Origin of the sequence: Enterobacter cloacae complex sp. 309I3, assembly GCF_050031595.1 — a bacterium.
GTDB lineage: Bacteria > Pseudomonadota > Gammaproteobacteria > Enterobacterales > Enterobacteriaceae > Enterobacter > Enterobacter cloacae.
On the sequence record NZ_JBLGWI010000001.1, the window covers coordinates 3498532 to 3518717 of the forward strand.

At 52.5% G+C, this 20186-nt stretch carries 16 protein-coding genes and 1 tRNA gene; 10 read left to right on the forward strand and 7 right to left on the reverse strand.

All coding sequences use genetic code 11. From position 1 onward, the window contains the following. Window position 1: 1 nt before the first annotated feature. Window positions 2-754 (reverse strand): phospholipid-binding lipoprotein MlaA, encoded by a 753-nt coding sequence (mlaA, locus tag ACQG22_RS16690; RefSeq protein WP_013098159.1) that lies wholly within the window; start codon window positions 752-754, stop codon window positions 2-4. A 315-nt stretch (window positions 755-1069) separates the two neighbouring features. Here mlaA and ACQG22_RS16695 point away from each other — a divergent pair, with 315 nt between their 5' ends. After that, window positions 1070-1999 carry a formate/nitrite transporter family protein gene (locus tag ACQG22_RS16695; protein WP_013098160.1) on the forward strand — a complete coding sequence of 310 codons (930 nt, stop codon included), beginning with the start codon at window positions 1070-1072 and terminating at the stop codon, window positions 1997-1999. 75 nt (window positions 2000-2074) lie between these two features. Then, a tRNA-Arg gene (locus ACQG22_RS16700) sits at window positions 2075-2146 on the forward strand. A 15-nt stretch (window positions 2147-2161) separates the two neighbouring features. Here the strand turns inward: ACQG22_RS16700 and ACQG22_RS16705 are convergent. Next, window positions 2162-3541, reverse strand: coding sequence for a diguanylate cyclase (locus ACQG22_RS16705; RefSeq protein WP_013098174.1), 1380 nt, complete (start codon window positions 3539-3541; stop codon window positions 2162-2164). Between the two features lie 310 nt (window positions 3542-3851). Here ACQG22_RS16705 and lpxP point away from each other — a divergent pair, with 310 nt between their 5' ends. Both lpxP and ypdK read left to right on the forward strand, forming a co-directional pair. After that, on the forward strand, window positions 3852-4772 hold the full coding sequence (lpxP, locus tag ACQG22_RS16710; RefSeq protein WP_167816581.1) for a kdo(2)-lipid IV(A) palmitoleoyltransferase: 921 nt from the start codon (window positions 3852-3854) through the stop codon (window positions 4770-4772). A 357-nt stretch (window positions 4773-5129) separates the two neighbouring features. Next, window positions 5130-5201 carry a membrane protein YpdK gene (gene ypdK, locus ACQG22_RS16715; protein ID WP_099458937.1) on the forward strand — a complete coding sequence of 24 codons (72 nt, stop codon included), beginning with the start codon at window positions 5130-5132 and terminating at the stop codon, window positions 5199-5201. Window positions 5202-5255: 54 nt separating this feature from the next. Here ypdK and alaC read toward each other — a convergent pair whose 3' ends face one another. Continuing rightward, the gene (gene alaC, locus ACQG22_RS16720) at window positions 5256-6491 is read right to left on the reverse strand and encodes an alanine transaminase (RefSeq protein WP_222168727.1); all 1236 of its coding nucleotides are present in this window, start codon (window positions 6489-6491) and stop codon (window positions 5256-5258) included. Between the two features lie 386 nt (window positions 6492-6877). Between alaC and ACQG22_RS16725 the strand changes: the two genes are divergently transcribed. Further along, entirely contained in the window at window positions 6878-8575 is a 1698-nt protein-coding gene (locus ACQG22_RS16725; RefSeq protein ID WP_032618314.1) for a sensor histidine kinase, read from the forward strand. Between the two features lie 13 nt (window positions 8576-8588). Continuing rightward, window positions 8589-9320 carry a LytR/AlgR family response regulator transcription factor gene (locus ACQG22_RS16730; protein WP_045903404.1) on the forward strand — a complete coding sequence of 244 codons (732 nt, stop codon included), beginning with the start codon at window positions 8589-8591 and terminating at the stop codon, window positions 9318-9320. A gap of 31 nt (window positions 9321-9351) precedes the next feature. Here the strand turns inward: ACQG22_RS16730 and glk are convergent, their stop codons facing one another. Next, on the reverse strand, window positions 9352-10317 hold the full coding sequence (glk, locus tag ACQG22_RS16735; RefSeq protein ID WP_149896192.1) for a glucokinase: 966 nt from the start codon (window positions 10315-10317) through the stop codon (window positions 9352-9354). Window positions 10318-10522: 205 nt separating this feature from the next. On the opposite strand from glk, the gene ACQG22_RS16740 reads away from it, so the two are divergent. Further along, window positions 10523-11758, forward strand: coding sequence for an ion channel protein (locus ACQG22_RS16740; protein ID WP_369706725.1), 1236 nt, complete (start codon window positions 10523-10525; stop codon window positions 11756-11758). Here ACQG22_RS16740 and ipdC read toward each other — a convergent pair whose 3' ends face one another. After that, entirely contained in the window at window positions 11759-13417 is a 1659-nt protein-coding gene (gene ipdC / locus ACQG22_RS16745; RefSeq protein WP_102751985.1) for an indolepyruvate decarboxylase, read from the reverse strand. Between the two features lie 184 nt (window positions 13418-13601). On the opposite strand from ipdC, the gene ACQG22_RS16750 reads away from it, so the two are divergent. Beyond that, the gene (locus ACQG22_RS16750) at window positions 13602-14600 is read left to right on the forward strand and encodes an aldo/keto reductase (protein WP_102751986.1); all 999 of its coding nucleotides are present in this window, start codon (window positions 13602-13604) and stop codon (window positions 14598-14600) included. Window positions 14601-14725: 125 nt separating this feature from the next. Then, window positions 14726-15082, forward strand: a complete 357-nt coding sequence (locus ACQG22_RS16755; RefSeq protein WP_013098185.1) for a DUF2502 domain-containing protein — start codon at window positions 14726-14728, stop codon at window positions 15080-15082. Window positions 15083-15115: 33 nt separating this feature from the next. On the opposite strand, the gene ACQG22_RS16760 is transcribed toward ACQG22_RS16755, so the two are convergent. Further along, entirely contained in the window at window positions 15116-16354 is a 1239-nt protein-coding gene (locus tag ACQG22_RS16760) for an Nramp family divalent metal transporter (RefSeq protein ID WP_038420300.1), read from the reverse strand. A gap of 349 nt (window positions 16355-16703) precedes the next feature. Here ACQG22_RS16760 and ACQG22_RS16765 point away from each other — a divergent pair, with 349 nt between their 5' ends. Further along, window positions 16704-17891 (forward strand): NupC/NupG family nucleoside CNT transporter, encoded by a 1188-nt coding sequence (locus ACQG22_RS16765; protein ID WP_013098187.1) that lies wholly within the window; start codon window positions 16704-16706, stop codon window positions 17889-17891. A 45-nt stretch (window positions 17892-17936) separates the two neighbouring features. On the opposite strand, the gene ACQG22_RS16770 is transcribed toward ACQG22_RS16765, so the two are convergent. Then, a complete protein-coding gene (locus tag ACQG22_RS16770) occupies window positions 17937-20126 on the reverse strand; it encodes an EAL domain-containing protein (RefSeq protein WP_038984360.1) in 2190 nt (729 codons plus the stop codon). Window positions 20127-20186: the final 60 nt, after the last annotated feature.

Below are 20186 nucleotides of genomic sequence, written 5' to 3' on the forward strand. Positions count from 1 at the left end.
TTTATTCCGAATCGATATCTTTTAATTCGTTCTCGATTGCCTTCGCGTTTGGATTCTCTTCCGGCTTCAGCTTGCCACCATTGGCAATAAAGTCATGATTCTGGAAGTAAGCTTCACGCACCATGATATATGGATCGGAAGACTGACGCAGCAGACCGTCGGAATCGAGCAGTTGCGCACGTGTTTCAATTCCTTCTACCGTCCATTTACCAATCGACAGCGGCCAGGTCAGCCACGAAAGAACCGGATACAGCGTATCCACCATATCACCGCCATCATCACGTACGGTAAAGCTGCCATAGAACGGCAGATGAACGTAAGGGCCGTAACCGACGCCATAATGACCCAGCGTACTCCCGAAGCGGTGCGGCTGTTCACGCTGCAGTTTCGGGTTCGCCATGCCGGCGACATCGATAAAGCCCCCCATCCCCAGCAGGGAGTTCAGGAAGAAGCGAGTAAAGTGCACCATCCCCTGATACGGATCGCCTTGCAGGAAGTAGTTGACCATCACCGCTGGCTCTTCAAGGTTACTGGTGAAATTGCTCAACCCGTTACGCGCAGGCTGGGGAACATAATCACGCCATGCAACCGCCACCGGGCGAACCACATACGGATCCAGCACGTTATAGTTGAAGCTATACATTGAGCGGTTAAATCCTTCGAGAGGATCGGAGCGTCCCGTTTGCTCCCCGGAGCTGGCGCAGCCCACAAGCATCGTCGCGCCCAGCGCAAGCGCCGACAGCCGAAGTTTCATAAAATTCTCCCTGTTCAGTATGGCTATCGTTGATTGCCATCCGTAACGGAGCATTTGATGCTCCGTCTGTAAACGTGCAAGTGATTGTATCAGCACGTTTACCGATGTCTATGAGCACAATTACGGGCAGTAACCACCGTCACTCTGATCTCAGCATAGCCTGTCTTTTAGAATTCGTTTCGCTGGCAATTTTATAATGGCTTTGAATGAGATGTCTCACCTTTGTTGCCATTACCCTCACTTTAAGAGCATCCCCACGGGCATTTTGTTAAAAGCCGCTACGCTTAAAAGAAAGAACACCCAACTGGAGCGGTTATGAAAGACGTGGGCGAAGAGAAAATTGGCGAGAGCAATGAAGAACTTGAAATTGAGAGCGAGGAAAAAGAGCGCGGTGAAAAGATAGAGATTGATGAAGATCGCCTTCCCTCCCGCGCGATGGCGATCCATGAACATATCCGTCAGGATGGAGAAAAGGAGATGGAGCGCGATGCCATGGCCCTGCTGTGGTCCGCTATCGCGGCAGGCCTCTCCATGGGGGCATCGTTACTTGCGAAGGGTATTTTCCATGTGCAGCTTGAAGGTGTACCCGGTGGCTTTTTGCTGGAGAACCTGGGCTACACCTTCGGCTTTATCATCGTCATTATGGCCCGCCAGCAGCTTTTTACTGAAAACACGGTCACCGCCGTTCTGCCGGTCATGCAAAACCCGACCCTGGGTAACTTTGGCTTACTGATGCGTCTGTGGAGCGTGGTCCTGCTGGGCAACCTCATCGGCACGGGTATCGCCGCCTGGGCGTTTGAATATATGCCGATATTTGATGAACCCACCCGGGATGCGTTTGTGAAAATCGGTATGGATGTGATGAAAAACACGCCCGTGGAGATGTTCTCTAACGCCATTATCTCTGGCTGGATTATCGCGACAATGGTCTGGATGTTCCCGTCTGCAGGCAGCGCCAAAATTGTGGTAATCATATTAATGACGTGGCTGATTGCGCTGGCCGACACCACCCATATCGTGGTGGGTACTGTAGAAATCCTCTATCTGGTGTTTAACGGCACGCTTCACTGGACCGATTTCTTCTGGCCATTTGCACTGCCCACGCTTGCGGGCAACATCTGCGGCGGAACCTTTATTTTTGCGCTGTTGAGTCATGCCCAGATCCGTAACGACATGTCTAATAAGCGTAAAGCCGAGCTGAAAGCGCAGGAAAATGATGAAAAGTCGGCAAATAAATCGGCCTGAATGGTGACTCTTTGAGCAGTCGGGCGGCAATGCGCTTAACGCAAAGTGTAAATAACGGTATACTCGTGCCGCCTCGTCCCCTTAGTTAAATGGATATAACGAGCCCCTCCTAAGGGCTAGTTGCAGGTTCGATTCCTGCAGGGGACACTTTGATAGTAAACGTCACTGCGCTTTCCATAACTCCACGCAGTTTCGCCCCCGTCGTTTTGCCCCATACAACGCCTCATCCGCAGCCTGAATCAGACGTTCGTAGTCAGGATGACCATTAAACATGGCCGCCCCAATCGAAAGCGACAACGGTATTGGCTCGCCTGTCGGGGAATGAACCTTAATTTTTTCCACGCGTCGGCGGATCCGCTCGGCAATGCGCAGGGTATCGGCTTCGGTGATTTCCGTTAGCACAATCAAAAACTCATCTCCGCCATAGCGGAAGACATAGTCACAGGTGCGAACGTTGTCATAAAACGCCCCGGCAACCTTTCTTAATATTTCATCTCCCGTGTTGTGCCCCCAAGTATCGTTGATTTGCTTGAACTTATCGACATCAATAAGCAACACCGACAGCGGCGTACCAGAACGACTTGCCTGGGTAATTTCACGTTTAAAAATGGTTGGCAGGAAGCGACGGTTAAGCAGACGCGTGAGCACATCCACGCCCACCTCGTGCCGGGCTACCTCATCAAACAGCTCATGCAGCAGGGTCACGATTTGCGAGAAGGTCGTTCGCGTCAGCCGCAAAAATTGCACCTGCCGCAGTCTGTCGTGAAGGGCATCGTCTGTCTGACGAACGTCATGAAAAGCCGCGTCGAACTCCTGGATAAGACGAGAGATATGCCCTGCTTCGGCAATACCACTGAAGTAGTGACGTCCCTTATGACTGAACCACAGCCCAAAGTCGGACTGCCCGAGCGGCCGGCTATTGTCGATGCTGGAGTCCAGCATCACTTTATAAAGCAGCGACAGTTCCCACGTCAGCAATGCGGCGGTCTGCCGCTCCTTCTCAACTTCCGCATTTTCCATCAGCGAGAAGATTCGATAGTTCTCGTCCTCTTTTGCCGCATTGTTCTCGCTGAAGACATAGGCGCGCGACATCACCTCCATTGCCAGATCAATACTGTTAATGGCGTAGTGATAGATGCTTAACTTGGTCTCAGAAGGGTGTGGTGTGGCATTAATAAGAGGTAACAACAGCTTTTTCAGGATCCGGAAACCCATCTCAACCAGGTCTACCGATATACCTATTCGGGCGTGAACATCGGCGGCGCGCTGCTGAGCCCGCATCTGTTCATCAACCTGTTCAACCCGGCAGGAGAGAACATCAACAAGCCAACGACGCAGCGCTTCCTGCAACTGCCTTTCAACCTGCTCAGTGGTCAGAAACTCCGCTGCATGAGGGTCGGCCAGGACCACACGATAAAACTCCGTAATCAGACCAGAAGCATGATCGCTGGCCAGTTGCGCAGTAAGTTGATGAACGAGGGGATCCGTTTCATTGATTAACTGAATCCACTCATCCCTTACGGTTTGTAAATAGGTTTCCATTTACACCCTCCAGGGGAGATCGTTAGCTTGTCCGACGGGAATGAGCGCACGGATTCACCGTCTGGCATGCGTGATAATCAACAACAGCAACAAAATCAACACCCTTTCCAGGTGCCGCTTTTTTAATCAAAAACGAGTAATAGCACATATCGTATAACGGTGCTACATTACGCCGCCCACCCAACGTCAGCAGTGGTCAGGCAACGCCGTAAAGATCGGTAAAGCCTGCAACCATGACCTTGTCCAACGGTCTAATTGGCACGTGGTATCGCTTTATGCGTTACTTTCAAAGGCTTTACATAGGTTCACTATTTTGTCTCAATCCCACTTCAAACGTGCGTTTTTACACCCGCGTTACTGGTTTACATGGTTTGGTCTTGGCGTACTCTGGCTTCTGGTTCAACTTCCTTATCCTGTGATCCGCGTACTGGGCTCCAGGCTCGGCAGCGCGTCCCGCCACTTCCTCAAACGTCGTGAATCTATTGCCCGTAAAAATCTCGAACTGTGCTTTCCCCAGTATAATGCGCAGCAGCGCGAAACACTGATTGCCGAGAACTTTAAATCTATCGGCATGGCGTTGCTTGAAACCGGCATGGCCTGGTTCTGGCCTGATGAGCGCGTCCGCAAATGGTTTGACGTGGAAGGTCTCGAAAACCTGAAACGCGCGCAAATGCAAAACCGTGGCGTGATGGTAGTTGGTGTCCACTTTATGTCGCTGGAGCTGGGCGGCCGAGTAATGGGGCTTTGTCAGCCGATGATGGCCACCTACCGCCCGCACAACAGTCCGCTGATGGAGTGGGTACAAACCCGTGGTCGCATGCGTTCCAATAAGGCGATGATCAGCCGTAACAATCTGCGCGGTATGGTCGGCGCCCTGAAGAAAGGCGAAGCCGTCTGGTTTGCACCCGATCAGGACTACGGACGTAAAGGCAGCAGTTTTGCGCCCTTCTTTGCGGTTAAAAATGTCGCCACCACCAACGGCACGTTCGTGATTTCGCGTCTGTCAGGCGCCGCAATGCTGACCGTAACAATGGTGAGAAAGGTTGATAAATCTGGCTATCGTCTGCACATCTCACCGGAGATGGCAAACTATCCGGAAAATGAATGCGAAGCTGCAGCGTTCATCAATAAAGTTATCGAGACCGAAATTATGCGCGCGCCGGAGCAGTATCTGTGGATGCATCGCCGTTTCAAAACGCGGCCGCATGGCGAAGCGTCTCTCTATATTTAATGTGGAGAAAGGTTAGTTTCGCTAAGAAACTAACCTTTTCAATTACCTGTAATCACCCTGAGTAATTGTCTTTTCTTGCCGTCGCTCAACGTGGATTTATTGCGCTCTGAAATCAAACTGTCGCCGTTCCACGACACCCGTAAGTTACGGAAAGTATTTAAAAAAATGCCTCTTGTCACCCCTCATTTTTAGGCGTACATTAGCGCCGTCTGGCAACAGGAAAGCACAGAATTCTGAGCTGGAGTTTGCATCGTAACGGGATAATTCTCATTTCCGTCTCAGGCAAATGTCAGTTCTCTATAATCAGGTGGACTCTGTTTTTAAGTGCGTACCAGAAGATACGCGGAGCGATGAAACGTGAAATATTTCTTTATGGGCATTTCGGTGATTGTTTTAGTGTGGGCCGGAACCTTCGCCCTGATGATCTAGCGAAAACATGCAGTCAAAAAAACAGGAGCCGTTGGCTCCTGTTTTTTTATGTCATTAAGATTCGTGCTGTTCAGCGGCACTCTTTGATGCGAGAAGCCCGTCGGCGCGGAACATACTCTTAATGCCCCTCACCGCCTGGCGAATACGGTCGCTGTTTTCAATCAGCGCGAACCGTACATGGGTATCGCCATAATCACCGAAGCCAATGCCCGGCGAGACGCAGACCTTCGCGTCCTGCAACAGCTTTTTGGCAAACTCCAGTGACCCCATCGCCGCGTAAGGCTCAGGGATTTTTGCCCAGACATACATTGACGCTTTCGGCATTTCCACCAGCCAGCCAGCCTCATGCAGCCCTTTCACCAGCACATCGCGACGGCGTTTATACTGGGCGGCAATATCATGAACACACTGCTGATCGCCTTCCAGCGCGGCGATAGCGGCCACCTGCAATGGGGTAAAAGTGCCGTAATCGTGGTAACTCTTAATACGCGCCAGTGCACTCACCAGCGTTTTGTTACCCACCATAAAGCCAATACGCCACCCCGCCATGTTGTAGCTTTTCGACAGGGTAAAGAACTCCACCGCCACATCACGTGCGCCCGGAACCTGCATAATGGAAGGCGCTTTCCAGCCGTCGTACACAATATCGGCGTAGGCTAAGTCGTGTACCACCAGCACATCGTAACGCTTCGCCAGTGCGACGACTTTCTCAAAGAAGTCGAGTTCTACACACTGCGCCGTAGGGTTAGACGGGAAGCCGAGGATCATCATCTTCGGTTTCGGATAGCTTTCACGAATCGCACGTTCCAGCTCGTTAAAGAAATCGACCCCTTCCACCAGCGGCACAGAGCGAACCTGCGCCCCGGCAATCACCGCGCCGTAAATATGGATGGGGTAGCTTGGATTAGGCACCAGCACCGTATCACCATGATCCAGCGTAGCCAGCATCAGATGCGCCAGCCCCTCTTTCGAGCCAATGGTGACAATGGCTTCACTTTCCGGATCGATATCAACCTGATAGCGATCCTGGTACCAGCGAGAGATCGCACGACGTAATCGAGGAATGCCGCGAGAAGTGGAGTAACCGTGCGTATCCGGGCGCTGGGCGACCGTGCAGAGCTTCTCAACAATATGCGCAGGCGTTGGGCCGTCAGGGTTACCCATGCTGAAATCGATAATATCTTCGCCGCGACGACGCGCAGCCATCTTCAGTTCAGCAGTGATATTGAAAACATAAGGGGGGAGACGATCGATACGCGTAAAACGGCGTTCAGGACTGAATTCAGCCATAGATTCCTCAGATTAACGTTAGCGCCCGGACCGTCCGAGCGACGCTGCCACCGATGTGGCGTGTTTAGAAAATAACCTGAAAAAAAACATGCTGTCGAGGGGTTAAGCAAAAAAAAGATGTCGCGTTAAAAACGGGAACCTTCAGATACCGAAAGCGGAAGCGTCCCTGCTTATTGTGCAATTTTAACACCCAGTCTTTAACATGATGATATCAAAACTGTTACCTTGTCGTTCTCCAGGAGTAAAAAAACTGGCATCTTCAGGAAGCCACTCTCAATCCCCTTTGAAGATTATGGTTTTTCCTCATTTGATAAACACGACGGATAGCTGGTCAACAGGCGTCAGGTTTTTTATCATTGGGCTTTCCTCTTTTCGCTGGTCGACTCGTGCACGAAATATTCGATATGCTGCTGGCGGTTTTTGACCGTGCGGCATTAATGCTGATTTGCCTGTTTTTCCTCATTCGTATTCGCCTGTTCCGCGAGCTTTTGCACAAGTCCGCCCACTCGGCAAAAGAGCTGCTGGCCGTTACCGCCATCTTTTCACTGTTCGCCCTGTTCAGCACCTGGTCCGGGGTACCGGTAGAAGGGTCGCTGGTCAACGTGCGTGTTATCGCCGTGATGTCCGGTGGGATCTTGTTTGGCCCCTGGGTGGGCATTATTACGGGTCTCATTGCCGGGACACATCGTTACCTGATAGATATCGGCGGCGTGACGGCGGTGCCGTGTTTTATCACCAGCATCATCGCCGGCGTCCTTTCCGGCTGGATTAACCGCAAAATCCCGAAAAAGCAGCACTGGCGCGCCGGGATCATCGCGGGCATGCTGTGCGAAACGCTGACCATGGTTCTGGTGGTCGTCTGGGCTCCCACCATTGCGCTGGGGCTGGATATTGTCTCTAAAATCGGCATTCCGATGATCCTCGGCAGCGTCTGTATCGGTTTTATTGTGCTGCTGGTGCAAAGCGTTGAAGGGGAAAAAGAGGCCAGCGCCGCACGTCAGGCCAAGCTGGCGCTGGATATCGCCAACAAAACGCTGCCGCTCTTCCGCCATGTTAACGCTGAATCCTTACGTCAGGTCTGCGATATCATCCGTCGCGATATTCATGCCGATGCCGTGGCCATTACCAATATCGACCACGTCCTGGCCTATGTTGGCGTGGGTGAGCATAACTATCAGGACAGCGATGACACCATCAGCCCCACCACCAGGCAGGCGATCAATTACGGTAAAATCATCATTAAAAACAATGATGAAGCCCACAGAACCCCAGAAATTCACTCCATGCTGGTGATCCCGCTGTGGGAGAAAGGCGTGGTGACGGGAACCCTGAAAATTTACTACTGCCACGCGCACCAGATCACCTCCTCCCTGCAGGAGATGGCCATCGGGCTGTCGCAGATTATTTCTACCCAGCTGGAGGTCTCCCGCGCGGAACAGCTGCGCGAGATGGCAAATAAGGCAGAGCTGCGCGCGCTGCAGAGTAAAATTAATCCTCATTTTCTGTTTAACGCGCTGAATGCGATCTCCTCGTCCATTCGACTTAATCCGGATACCGCACGTCAGCTGATTTTCAATTTGTCACGCTACCTGCGCTACAACATTGAGCTAAAAGATGACGAGCAGATCGACATTAAAAAAGAGCTTTATCAGATCAAGGATTACATTGCGATTGAGCAGGCGCGCTTTGGTGACAAACTCACGGTCATTTACGATATTGATGAAGAGGTCAACTGTGTGATCCCAAGCCTGCTGATCCAGCCGCTGGTTGAGAACGCTATCGTCCACGGGATTCAGCCGTGTAAAGGGAAAGGGGTGGTGACCATCAGCGTGACCGAAAGCGGCAACCGCGTGCGGATTGCCGTGCGTGATACCGGCCACGGAATTGATCCTAAAGTCATTGAGCGCGTTGAGGCCAATGAGATGCCGGGGAATAAGATTGGGCTGCTGAATGTACACCACCGGGTCAAACTGCTGTACGGCGACGGGCTGCATATTCAGCGCCTTGAACCGGGCACCGAGATCGCCTTTTATATCCCGAATGAACGCTCTCCCGTTCATGCGTCTACATCCCTGTTGCCTTAGGCCGGAGTAACCCGTGAAAGTGATCATTGTAGAAGATGAGTTTCTGGCTCAACAGGAGCTGAGCTGGCTCATCAAAACGCACAGTCAGATGGAGATCGTGGGCACGTTTGACGATGGTCTGGACGTGCTGAAGTTTTTGCAGCATAACCGCGTTGATGCCATTTTTCTTGATATCAACATTCCGTCGCTGGATGGCGTATTACTGGCGCAAAACATCAATCAGTTTGCCCATAAGCCGTTTATTGTCTTCGTCACCGCCTGGAAGGAGCACGCGGTTGAAGCCTTCGAGCTGGAGGCGTTTGACTATATCCTTAAGCCTTACCAGGAGTCGCGCATCGTCACCATGCTGCAAAAGCTGGAGGCGGCGTGGCAACAGCAGAACACCCCTGTCACCGCAAGCCCCGCAGTACGTGAGAATGACACGATTAACCTGGTGAAGGATGAACGTATCATCGTGACGCCGGTTAACGATATCTACTATGCCGAAGCCCATGAAAAGATGACGTTTGTTTATACGCGGCGGGAATCGTACGTGATGGCGATGAACATTACCGAGTTTTGCAGCAAGCTGCCGACAGCGCATTTCTTCCGCTGTCACCGCTCGTTTTGTGTGAATTTAAACAAGATCCGCGAGATCGAGCCGTGGTTTAACAATACCTACATTTTGCGCCTGAAGGATCTTGATTTTCAGGTGCCAGTGAGCCGCAGCAAGGTCAAAGAGTTCCGCCAGTTAATGCACCTGTAAATCCCCTCTCCCGCAAGAGAGGGGCTGGGTTTTAGAGGATCTGGCCGAGCACCTGACGCAGGTGGGCGCCCGAGCCAAGTAAACCCGGGTTGTCGTGCACAATCAGATAAACAGGAATGTCCTGCACGTAGCTTTTAAAACGTCCTTTGTCTTCGAACCCGCCGCGGAAGCCTGACGCTTTGAAGAACTCCAGGAAGCGCGGCACAATGCCACCGGCAATGTAAACGCCACCAAAGGTGCCGAGCGTAAGCGCCAGGTTGCCACCAAAACGCCCCATTATCACGCAGAACAGCGACAGTGCGCGACGGCAGTCGATGCAGCTATCTGCCAGTGCGCGCTCGGTCACGTCTTTCGGCTGCAGATTTTCCGGCAGACGGCCGTCAGACTTCACAATGGCACGATACAGGTTTACCAGCCCCGGGCCGGAAAGCACGCGCTCAGCCGACACGTGGCCGATCTCAGCGCGTAGCTCTTCCAGAATAATGCCCTCTTCTTCGCTGTTCGGTGCAAAGTCCACGTGGCCACCTTCACCCGGCAGACTCACCCAGCGCTTATCAACATGAACCAGATGCGAAACGCCCAGCCCTGTACCAGCACCGTATACGGCAATCGGCTTGCCTTCTACCGGGGCAGTACCGCCAAACTGAGTCAGGTGCTCTGGCTTCAGCATCGGGATGGCCATCGACACCGCAGTAAAGTCGTTGATGATTTCCAGATGTGCAAAGCCGAGGTTCTTTTTCATCTCGGCAATGGAAAATGCCCAGGTATGGTTGGTCATCGCGACCCAGTCGCCGGTAATCGGGCAGGCAATCGCGATACAGCCATCTTCAACGCTGACCTTGTGCTCTTCCAGATAGACGCGTACAACGGCCTCAAGGCTGGGGTAATCCAGCCCTGAATAGGTTTTCGCCAGGGAAATTTCACCGCTACTTACATCGCATAATGCCAGGCGCGCGTTAGTGCCGCCCACATCTCCTACCAAAGCATACTTTGTCATTCTTCTACTGCTCCGCTAAAGTCAGAATAAATCTTTGGAACACTGTAAATTCAAGGCGTGATAACAACAACGACCGGAAGGTGAATGCCCCGGGATTATCGATCTTCGTCACAGAATAACTTTACCGTTTCAGCACCTTTTGCACTATTGCCACAATGCTGATTGTGCAAAGTAACGTAATACCTTTTTGTACAAGGAAATTATCATGCTCCACCCGCGAGCCAGAACCATGCTGTTGCTGGCAATCCCGGCCTTAATTATTGGTATTGTCTCAAGCCTGGTGCTTATCGTCGTGATGAAAGTCGCCTCGGTGCTGCAAACGATGTTATGGACTGCGCTTCCGGCTCAGGTGGGTATCAGCGTTGATTCGCCGGCATGGATCATTATGATGCTGACCCTGACGGGGGTTGCGGTGGGTCTGGTGATCCGCTTTAGCCCAGGGCACGCCGGGCCTGATCCGGCGCTGGAACCGCTGATTGGTGCTCCGGTCGCACCTGCAGCGCTGCCAGGACTTATTATCGCGTTGATTATCGGTCTGGCGGGCGGCGTTAGTCTGGGGCCGGAACACCCGATCATGGCGGTCAACATCGGTCTGGCGGTGTATCTCGGCTCACGCATTTTACCCCGCGTCGGGGCCCTGGACTGGACGATTCTGGCATCGGCTGGCACCATTGGCGCGCTCTTCGGCACGCCGGTCGCGGCCGCGCTGATTTTCTCGCAGACGCTTTCCAACAATAACGACGTGCCACTCTGGGATAAACTCTTTGCGCCACTGATGGCCGCCGCGGCCGGTGCGCTCACCACCAGTCTGTTTTTCAATCCACACTTCTCGCTCTCCCTTCCCCACTACGGCCAGATGCAGATAGCCGATATCTTCAGCGGTGCGGTTGTGGTCGCTATTGCCATTGCGCTGGGGATGATCGCCGTATGGTGTCTGCCGCGTCTGCACCGGCTGGTGCATAAGCTCAAACATCCGGTGCTTATCCTCGGGGTTGGCGGATTGATCCTCGGCATTTTAGGGGCCATCGGCGGTAAGGTAACGCTGTTTAAAGGTCTGGATGAGATGCAACAGCTGGCCTTCAGTCAGGTATTTAGCGTGTCCGATTATTTGCTGTTTGCGCTCATAAAGCTGGCTGCGCTGGTGGTGGCGGCAGCGTGCGGTTTCCGTGGCGGACGGATCTTCCCGGCGGTCTTTGTTGGCGTCGCGTTGGGGCTGATGCTGCATGAACATGTGGATGCCGTTCCGGCGGCGATAACCGTCTCTTGCTCTATTCTGGGGCTGGTATTGGTGGTGACGCGTGATGCCTGGCTGAGCCTGTTTATGGCCGCGGTGGTGGTTCCGGATACTACTCTCATCCCGTTACTTTGCATCGTGATGTTGCCCGCCTGGCTCCTGCTGGCGGGCAAACCGATGATGATGGCCTGGCGTAACGACAAGTGATCAGGCGTTGTTACGCGCTTCCAGCGCTTTGGTAATCGCCCCTAACAGCGGCGGGATATCCGCTTTGGGTAGCATCACTTCAATCAATGATAGTCGCTCGTGGTGTGCCACTTTTTCGAGCACCTCCGCCAGCTGTTCCGCTTCACTGACCCGCCAGCACTGTGCCTGAGGATCCAGGCTCAGTGCCTGCGGAATTTGCGTCCAGTTCCATAAGGCAATGTCGTTATAGCGCTGTTCCGGTCCATGAATGGCCCTTTCTACGGTGTACCCTTCATTGTTGAGCACCAGGATAATGGGGTGCTGTTTATCACGCAGCATCGAGCCCAGTTCCTGAATGGTCAACTGCGCGGCGCCATCCCCCGTGAGCACAATGACGCGCCGGTCTGGACAGGCGGTTTGGGCACCATACGCCGCGGCCAGGGTGTAGCCAATGGAGCCCCACAGCGGCTGGACGATAAAATTCACATCTGCCGGCAGACGCAAATCGATCGCACCAAAGGCTGACGTCCCCTGGTCGGCAAGAATAATGTCACCCGGGCGAATAAAGGTTTGCAGGGTGCTCCAGAAATTCTCCTGAGTGAGCGAGCCCTCGGATTGCGGGAAGGCGATACCGCTGTGAGAGACTGGCACCAGGGTATCGTGGACATACTGTTTGCAGAGAGCCACCAGCGTCTCGATCGCGTCAGACATAGGGATACCGGTAAACCAGACATCCCCCACCCGTGCGGCATGGGGCTGCACTTCTATCGTTTGCGCCTGCGTCAGCTGATGGGTAAACCCCGCCGTCAGGGTATCAGTAAAACGCGTGCCAATGCACAGTACCGTATCCGCCCCTTCGATGGCCTCTTTTACCGCCCCGACGCTTGCAGAACCACTGTACGTGCCATAAAAACCGGGCTGGCGTTCGTCAAAAATGCCCTTGCCCATCAGCATGGTGGCGTGGGCAATGGGCACCTCTTTCACCCATTTCTGCAGGGCATGTTTCATGCCGTGGCGCAGGACCAGGAAATCGGCCAACAGCGCGGTACGCTTGCTTGTTTTCAGCCTGCTCTCGGCGGCGTCTCGGAACGCTTTCAGGCAGGCGTTATCGGCATGCGCTGTCTTTAACGTGAGAGCGTTTACAGGCGGCGTGGCTGATTTTTTAGCCACATCAGCAGGCAGCATCAGGTAGCCTGGACGTCGCTCCCGCAGCATGGTTGTTAACACTCTGTCGATTTCGTAGCAGGCATTTTGTTCGGTCAGGATCGCCTGCGCGACCGTGATCGGTTCACTCATATGATAGAAGTGGCGGAACTCACCATCACCCAGCGTGTGGTGCAGCAGCTCACCTTTTTGCTGTGAGGCCATGCCCGGTGCCCCCACAATGTGTAACACCGGAACATGCTCGGCAAAGCTGCCGGCCATGCCGTTCATGGCACTTAATTCCCCTACGCCAAATGTTGTCAGCAGCGCGGCAAAGCCCTTACATCGGGCATATCCGTCAGCGGCATAAGATGCGTTTAGCTCATTGGCACAGCCCACCCAACAGATATCCGGGCTGTCGATGACATGATCGAGAAACTGCAGGTTATAGTCGCCCGGCACGCCAAACAGATGATCGGCACCACAATCTGTAAGACGGTCCAGCAGGTAATCGGCGACGCAGTATGGGGTTCGCATAACAGGTGTCCTTCTGACGTTGACCTCACTTTGAGTATTAAATAAGCGTGATGGCTGTCCAGAAATGGCAGAAAGAAGAGTATGGAAAGAATGCTTTACAAAAAAGGCTGCGCTATGCTCTGTTTTTTCGCATCAGTGTAAACGCATACACTGTTCTTACTTTTTAGCGCCAGAGGTCATGAGAATGCACTATCAGCCAGATAAAAACCATTATCAGACAATGCTGTATCGTCGCTGTGGGCAAAGTGGCGTTAAATTACCCGCCGTCTCTCTTGGGCTCTGGCACAACTTCGGTGACGCCACGCTTATCGAAAACAGCCGTCAACTTTTACAGCGCGCGTTTGATCTTGGTATTACACACTTCGACCTTGCCAATAACTATGGTCCGCCTCCCGGTTCTGCCGAACGCAATTTCGGCCGCATTTTGCAGGAAGATTTTCTGCCGTGGCGCGATGAGCTGATCATCTCGACGAAAGCGGGCTATACCATGTGGGACGGCCCTTACGGTGACTGGGGATCGCGCAAATATCTCATCGCAAGCCTGAATCAAAGTCTGAAACGTATGGGGCTGGAGTATGTTGATATCTTCTATCACCACCGTCCTGACCCGGAAACGCCGCTGCAGGAGACAATGAAAGCGCTTGACCATCTGGTGCGTCAGGGAAAAGCCCTGTATGTCGGTTTGTCCAATTACCCGGCCGAGCTTGCACGGCAGGCTATCGACATACTCCATGACCTCGGCACGCCGTGTCTGATCCATCAGCCGAAATATTCAATGTTTGAACGTGCGCCGGAAGCGGGCTTGCTGGACGTTTTGCAGGAAAAAGGTGTCGGCTGCATTCCATTCTCGCCGCTGGCGGGTGGTCAACTGACCGATCGTTATCTGAACGGCATTCCGGCGGACTCCCGCGCCGCGAGCGGGAGTAAGTTCCTGAACCCGGATCAGATAACCCAGGAGAAACTGGAAAAAGTCAAAAAGTTGAACGCGCTGGCAGAAAGCCGGGGACAGAAGCTGTCTCAGATGGCGCTGGCCTGGATTTTGCGCCACGAGGCGGTAACTTCCGTACTGATTGGCGCCAGTAAAACCGGGCAAATAGACGATGCAGTGGGCATGCTGGAGAACCGCCATTTCACGGCGGAAGAGCTTGCCACCATTGACGGGATCCTGAATAGCTCAAAATAAATCCTGTTTTAGCAAAAAGTGCTATCACGTCTGAATTCGGAGTTGAGGCGATGAAACGAGGCTTTCCCAACTCGTAAAATTGCGTTAACAGGCCCCCTAAGGCCCCGATCGTGAAGGAGAAGAGTATGTTCAGGTCACTGATTCTTGCAGCGGTATTACTGGCTTCGGCCCCGCTGGTCGCCACTGCTGGCGAAATCACCCTGTTGCCATCAGTAAAATTACAAATTGGCGATCGTGACGACTACGGCAGATACTGGGACGGTGGCTACTGGCGCGACCGTGACTACTGGCACCGTCACTATGAGTGGCGCGGCGACCGCTGGTGGAAACATGATAATGGTTTGCACCGCGGCTGGTACAAAAACAACGCCTACGAGCGTGGTTATCGCGAAGGCTGGAACGACCGTGATGACCGCCGTGGCGGCTGGGATCGCGGCGGTAAAGGTCGCGGTGGACATGGTCACGGCCACGGTCGTCACTAATCTAAAAAAGGAGCCTCCCGGCTCCTTTTTCTTTTATAACCCCAATGCCGTGCCTATCAGTAACCACAGGTTCAGCGCCACTACCACAACCACGATGACCCATCCGGTCCGTTTCACCAGCGTGGTGTTAACCAGTTCGCCCATCAGATGTTTGTTGCTGGTAAAGATCAGCAGCGGCACCAGCGCAAGTGCGATCCCGAAGCTCAGCAGCACCTGGCTCATGACCAGAATGCGTGTTGGGTCCAGCCCCATCAGGATCACCACAAATGACGGCAACATTGTGACGGTGCGACGTACCCACAGCGGTATATGGAAGCGGACGAACCCCTGCATGACCACCTGCCCGGCCAGTGTTCCCACCACCGTAGAGGAGAGACCTGCCGCCACCAGGCTTAAGCCAAATATGGTCGCAGCCGCATGGCTCAGTAACGGCTCCAGCGTCAGATAGGCCTGATCGAGATCGGCAATGCCGGTGTGACCGTTAAAGTGGAACGCTGCGGCAGCGGTTGCCATCATCGCCAGATTCACAAAACCGGCAATCGTCATGGCGATAGCCACATCCCATTTGGTTGCCGAATAGCGTTCTTTGCGCGTCCCCCCGTGCAGGTGCTGGGTTAACGAGGAGTGAAGGTAAATCACATGTGGCATGATGGTCGCCCCCAGCACCCCGGCGGCGAGGAACACCGCTTCAGAGGTAGGCAGGCTTGGGATTACCATCCCTTTACCGAGCTGCGCCAGGTTAGGCTGCGAGAAAATCAGTTCGACAATATAGGCCGCAGCGACAAACAGCAACAGGCCGCCGATGACTTTTTCCAGCGGTTTTTGCCCCCGACGCTGCAGCATCAGAATAAGGAAGGTGGCAATGCCGGTAAGCACCGCCCCCTGCAGCAGTGATACGCCGAGGATCAGCTTGAAACCAATTGCCGCACCAATGAATTCGGCAAGATCGGTTGCCATCGCAATGATTTCCGCCTGGACCCAGTACAACCATACCGCCGGGCGCGGGTAATGATCGCGGATCTGTTCCGCCAGGTTTTTACCGGTGGCAATACCCAGTTTCGCGGAAAGCATCTGAATCAGCATAGCCATCAGGTTAGCCCAGACAACCACCCACAGAAGCTTATAGCCAAAGCTGGCCCCGGCCTGAATATTGGTCGCAAAATTGCCTGGATCGATATAGCCAATGGCAGCGATGAACGCAGGTCCCATTAATGCGAACCGCAACTTGCGCGCTGCTCTGCCACTGCTACCCTCTACGCGACTGTTTGTCATTTCTGCCTCTGAAATATAGCCTTTGCTATGTTTAATGCTATCAAAATGAGAATGATTATCAAGATCATTTGTAACGGTTGCAGTGATTTCTCTGATAGCTTTGAACGATAGACAGGCGGGTAAGCGGGGGCGCTCTAACAGAAACCGAAATCGCGCGCTCTTTTGAGAAGACTAGCACACAAACTTAACTTTTCACTCATTTACCTAACATAACAAAAATGTATTGTGGATCACTATTTTTGAGACTCGTCACAGGATGTAACTATAGTGTGTCCTTGATCTCGTTTTCTTTTCGGTTGTTACATAGAATGTGCACGAAAATTAAACCTGCCTCATATTTGGAGCAAATATGGACCGCGTCCTTCACTTTGTCCTGGCACTCGTTGTCGTTACTGCGCTTGCGTTGCTGGTCAGCCATGACCGTAAAAAAATCCGCATTCGCTTTGTTGTTCAGCTTCTCGTTATTGAAGTTTTGCTCGCGTGGTTCTTCCTGAACTCCAACGTGGGGCTTGGCTTCGTAAAAGGCTTCTCCGAAATGTTCGAAAAACTGCTCGGATTCGCCAACGAAGGGACGAACTTTGTCTTCGGTAAAATGAACGACGAAGGGCTGGCATTCTTCTTCCTGAAAGTACTTTGCCCAATCGTCTTCATCTCTGCGCTGATTGGTATTCTGCAACACATCCGTGTTCTGCCGATTGTGATCCGTGCCATTGGTACCGTACTGTCCAAAGTTAACGGTATGGGTAAGCTGGAATCATTCAACGCCGTCAGCTCCCTGATTCTGGGCCAGTCAGAGAACTTTATCGCGTATAAAGATATTCTCGGCAAGATGTCCCGTAACCGTATGTACACCATGGCCGCAACAGCAATGTCCACCGTTTCCATGTCTATCGTGGGCGCGTATATGACCATGCTGGAACCAAAATATGTGGTTGCTGCTCTGGTGCTGAATATGTTCAGTACCTTTATCGTGCTGTCACTGATCAACCCATACCGTGTTGAGGAAGGCGAAGAGAACCTGCAGATGGCAAATCTGCACGAAGGTCAGAGCTTCTTCGAAATGCTGGGTGAATATATTCTGGCGGGCTTTAAAGTGGCGATTATCGTTGCCGCGATGCTGATCGGCTTCATCGCCCTGATCTCTGCCCTGAACGCCCTGTTCGCCGCGGTTCTGGGCATCTCCTTCCAGGGCATCCTGGGCTACATCTTCTATCCTGTTGCCTGGGTGATGGGTGTCCCTGCTCACGAAGCGCTGCAGGTTGGTAGTATCATGGCGACCAAACTGGTTTCTAACGAATTCGTTGCAATGATGGATCTGCAGAAAATCGCCAGCACGCTCTCTCCACGTGCGGAAGGCATCCTGTCCGTGTTCCTGGTTTCCTTCGCGAACTTCTCGTCCATCGGTATCATCGCCGGTGCGATTAAAGGTCTGAACGAAGAACAGGGTAACGTTGTTTCTCGCTTCGGTCTGAAACTGGTTTACGGCTCAACGCTGGTGAGCGTACTGTCAGCGTCTATCGCAGCACTGGTACTGTAACCCGTCACGTTATATGAGAACCGGGAGCCTTGCTCCCGGTTTTTTTTATGCCTGCAGTGCGTCAAGCGGCGTCGGTTTGCCTATCAGGTATCCCTGCAGGTAATCCACACCAAAGCGCAGCAGCATGTCACGTTGCGCCGGTGTCTCCACATATTCAGCCACCACACACAGTGATTTGGTTTTTGCCAGATTACAAATCGACTGCACAATCATCGCGTCCATGTCGTCGGTACAGATATCTTTAACAAAGCAGCCATCTATTTTAATGATATCCGCCTGAAGGCGTCTGAGTCGTTCGTAGTTGGCATAGCCGGTACCAAAATCATCAATCGCGATACGGAACCCACGATCCCGCAGCTGCTGAAGGTTTTTGATACTGCTGCCAGAGTTCGAGAAGGCCTGCTCTTCCGTGATCTCAAGGACAACGTCCTGCGGCGCGATACCATAGTGTTCGAACAACGCGCTAATCTCGGTAGCCACCTCTTTTTGCATCAGCGTCAGAGGCATCAGATTGACAGAAAAGCGAGTGCCACCCTGCGACGCAGGATGATCGCGCAACCACAACAGCAGTTTTTCCAGCACGCACATATCAAAGCGGTGGCTCAGGTTAAACTGGGCAATCAGCGGGATGAAGCGGTCAGGCGTGATAATCTCACCCTCGCTTTCCATGCGCGCCAGTATTTCGTAATAACCGCTGCCGTCCGCTTTCTGGATTGGTTGGGCATATAAATGAAATTGACCGGCATCCAGGGCATGTTTGATACGCGCTAACATCAGCACCCGTTCTGTGGTTTGCCCCGACGCGGCCTCCAGGCTATTGGTGAGCGCGAGTACGTTATGCGCTCCGCATGACTGCTCGGCCAGCCAGCTCAGTTGGCCCAGCGTATGGTGCAAGTTCTCGCCGTTTTCGACCATTCCCCAGGAAGCGCCAAACTCGATATCCAGCCCCGTGTTATTCCAGTAAATTTTTCGGCTGTTTAATTGATCGACCATATGCTGCAGCCGTTCAGCGGTTTCAGGCCCCAGCAATACAATGACCAGCTCGCTGCCTGGCAACTGGAAGAGCTTCTCATCTTTCTGCAACAGCGGCTGCAGGGAGGTGGTTACCCTACGTTTGCAATGCACCCGCATGAGAATGCCGTAGTGGCGACTTAAAAATTCCAGGTTGTCCATCCGCAGGCAGCAGATTTTTGCATCCGGGTGAACCTGAAGAAACTCTTCCAGCGCCCGAATATTCGGTAAACCGGTCAGCGGGTCGGTCAGCGCCCTGTCCTGCCAGTCCTGCTTCAACCAGTTGCTTCGCTGGTAGAGCCGCGACATGTAAAGCAGACAGATAGCGAAAGAGATCAGCACAGACAGGATAAAGGAGAGTGAATGCCCAGATTCGACGCCATTAAGGAAGTTGTAGTTATAGGTCAACAGCAGCAGAGCGGATGCCGCCCACAGTAAAGAGATGAGCGCATAGCTGAGGCGACTGATGCCTAGCGTAAAGAGAATAAAAATGACTGGCATTAAATAGCCAGCAATAACCGGTGACTCAAATGGCGCACATAACACGGCAAGGGTGAAAATTAAAAAAGCCAGCCAGATGAATACATACAAAGATTTTTTATGAAAAAACACTGGCTTCACGCTCCGCAGCCAGAAGGTTCTGACATAGCGGGGATTAATTATCATTCTTAATGGATAATAGAACATCATGGTGAAAATCAACGCTGCGCATATCAAGCTTTGAATATCAACGATGTTATAAATTACGGTGCCTTCGCCAAAGAATGTTGAGATAGTCACGGGAAAATCAAATAAAAAGCCAGCCAGATACATCAACCCTTTAATGCCTATCGGCACCATAAAGCCCAGCCAGAATATACGTTGCCCAATGTGTTTGTTCGGCACGCAGTGACGCCAGCGCTTGCCCAGCACAAGGCGCAGGACGCCACAGGCAGCAAAAACAGAAAACGTCTGACAGATCAATAATACTAAATATTGTAGTGGTGCTAAATTAATATTGTAGATGTTAGCAATAGTGAAACTTAAAAGAATGGGAATGATTGCCCGACGCCCAAATAACAAAATCACGGCCAGCATAACGCTTAACGGCAGCCATGCCAGATAAACATCATGACCATTTACTATAGCGCGTGGAGAGATATAACGGGAAAAGGGCACCGTAATCAAACACAGCGCCAGAGCAATCATAAATATCTTTACATTATTGTAAGTTTTTCTATTCATTAAGTTGGATAATCTGTTTTACCATGCAAATTATTGGCCGGACGGATAATAGGTTTATTA

Excerpts from the sequence above, each read along its gene's own strand:
- mlaA (WP_013098159.1), bottom strand. The coding sequence starts at position 754 with ATGAAACTTCGGCTGTCGGCGCTTGCGCTGGGCGCGACGATGCTTGTG.
- ACQG22_RS16695 (WP_013098160.1), top strand. The coding sequence starts at position 1,070 with ATGAAAGACGTGGGCGAAGAGAAAATTGGCGAGAGCAATGAAGAACTT.
- ACQG22_RS16705 (WP_013098174.1), bottom strand. The coding sequence starts at position 3,541 with ATGGAAACCTATTTACAAACCGTAAGGGATGAGTGGATTCAGTTAATC.
- alaC (WP_222168727.1), bottom strand. The coding sequence starts at position 6,491 with ATGGCTGAATTCAGTCCTGAACGCCGTTTTACGCGTATCGATCGTCTC.
- glk (WP_149896192.1), bottom strand. The coding sequence starts at position 10,317 with ATGACAAAGTATGCTTTGGTAGGAGATGTGGGCGGCACTAACGCGCGC.
- ACQG22_RS16740 (WP_369706725.1), top strand. The coding sequence starts at position 10,523 with ATGCTCCACCCGCGAGCCAGAACCATGCTGTTGCTGGCAATCCCGGCC.
- ipdC (WP_102751985.1), bottom strand. The coding sequence starts at position 13,417 with ATGCGAACCCCATACTGCGTCGCCGATTACCTGCTGGACCGTCTTACA.
- ACQG22_RS16750 (WP_102751986.1), top strand. The coding sequence starts at position 13,602 with ATGCACTATCAGCCAGATAAAAACCATTATCAGACAATGCTGTATCGT.
- ACQG22_RS16755 (WP_013098185.1), top strand. The coding sequence starts at position 14,726 with ATGTTCAGGTCACTGATTCTTGCAGCGGTATTACTGGCTTCGGCCCCG.
- ACQG22_RS16760 (WP_038420300.1), bottom strand. The coding sequence starts at position 16,354 with ATGACAAACAGTCGCGTAGAGGGTAGCAGTGGCAGAGCAGCGCGCAAG.
- ACQG22_RS16765 (WP_013098187.1), top strand. The coding sequence starts at position 16,704 with ATGGACCGCGTCCTTCACTTTGTCCTGGCACTCGTTGTCGTTACTGCG.
- ACQG22_RS16770 (WP_038984360.1), bottom strand. The coding sequence starts at position 20,126 with ATGAATAGAAAAACTTACAATAATGTAAAGATATTTATGATTGCTCTG.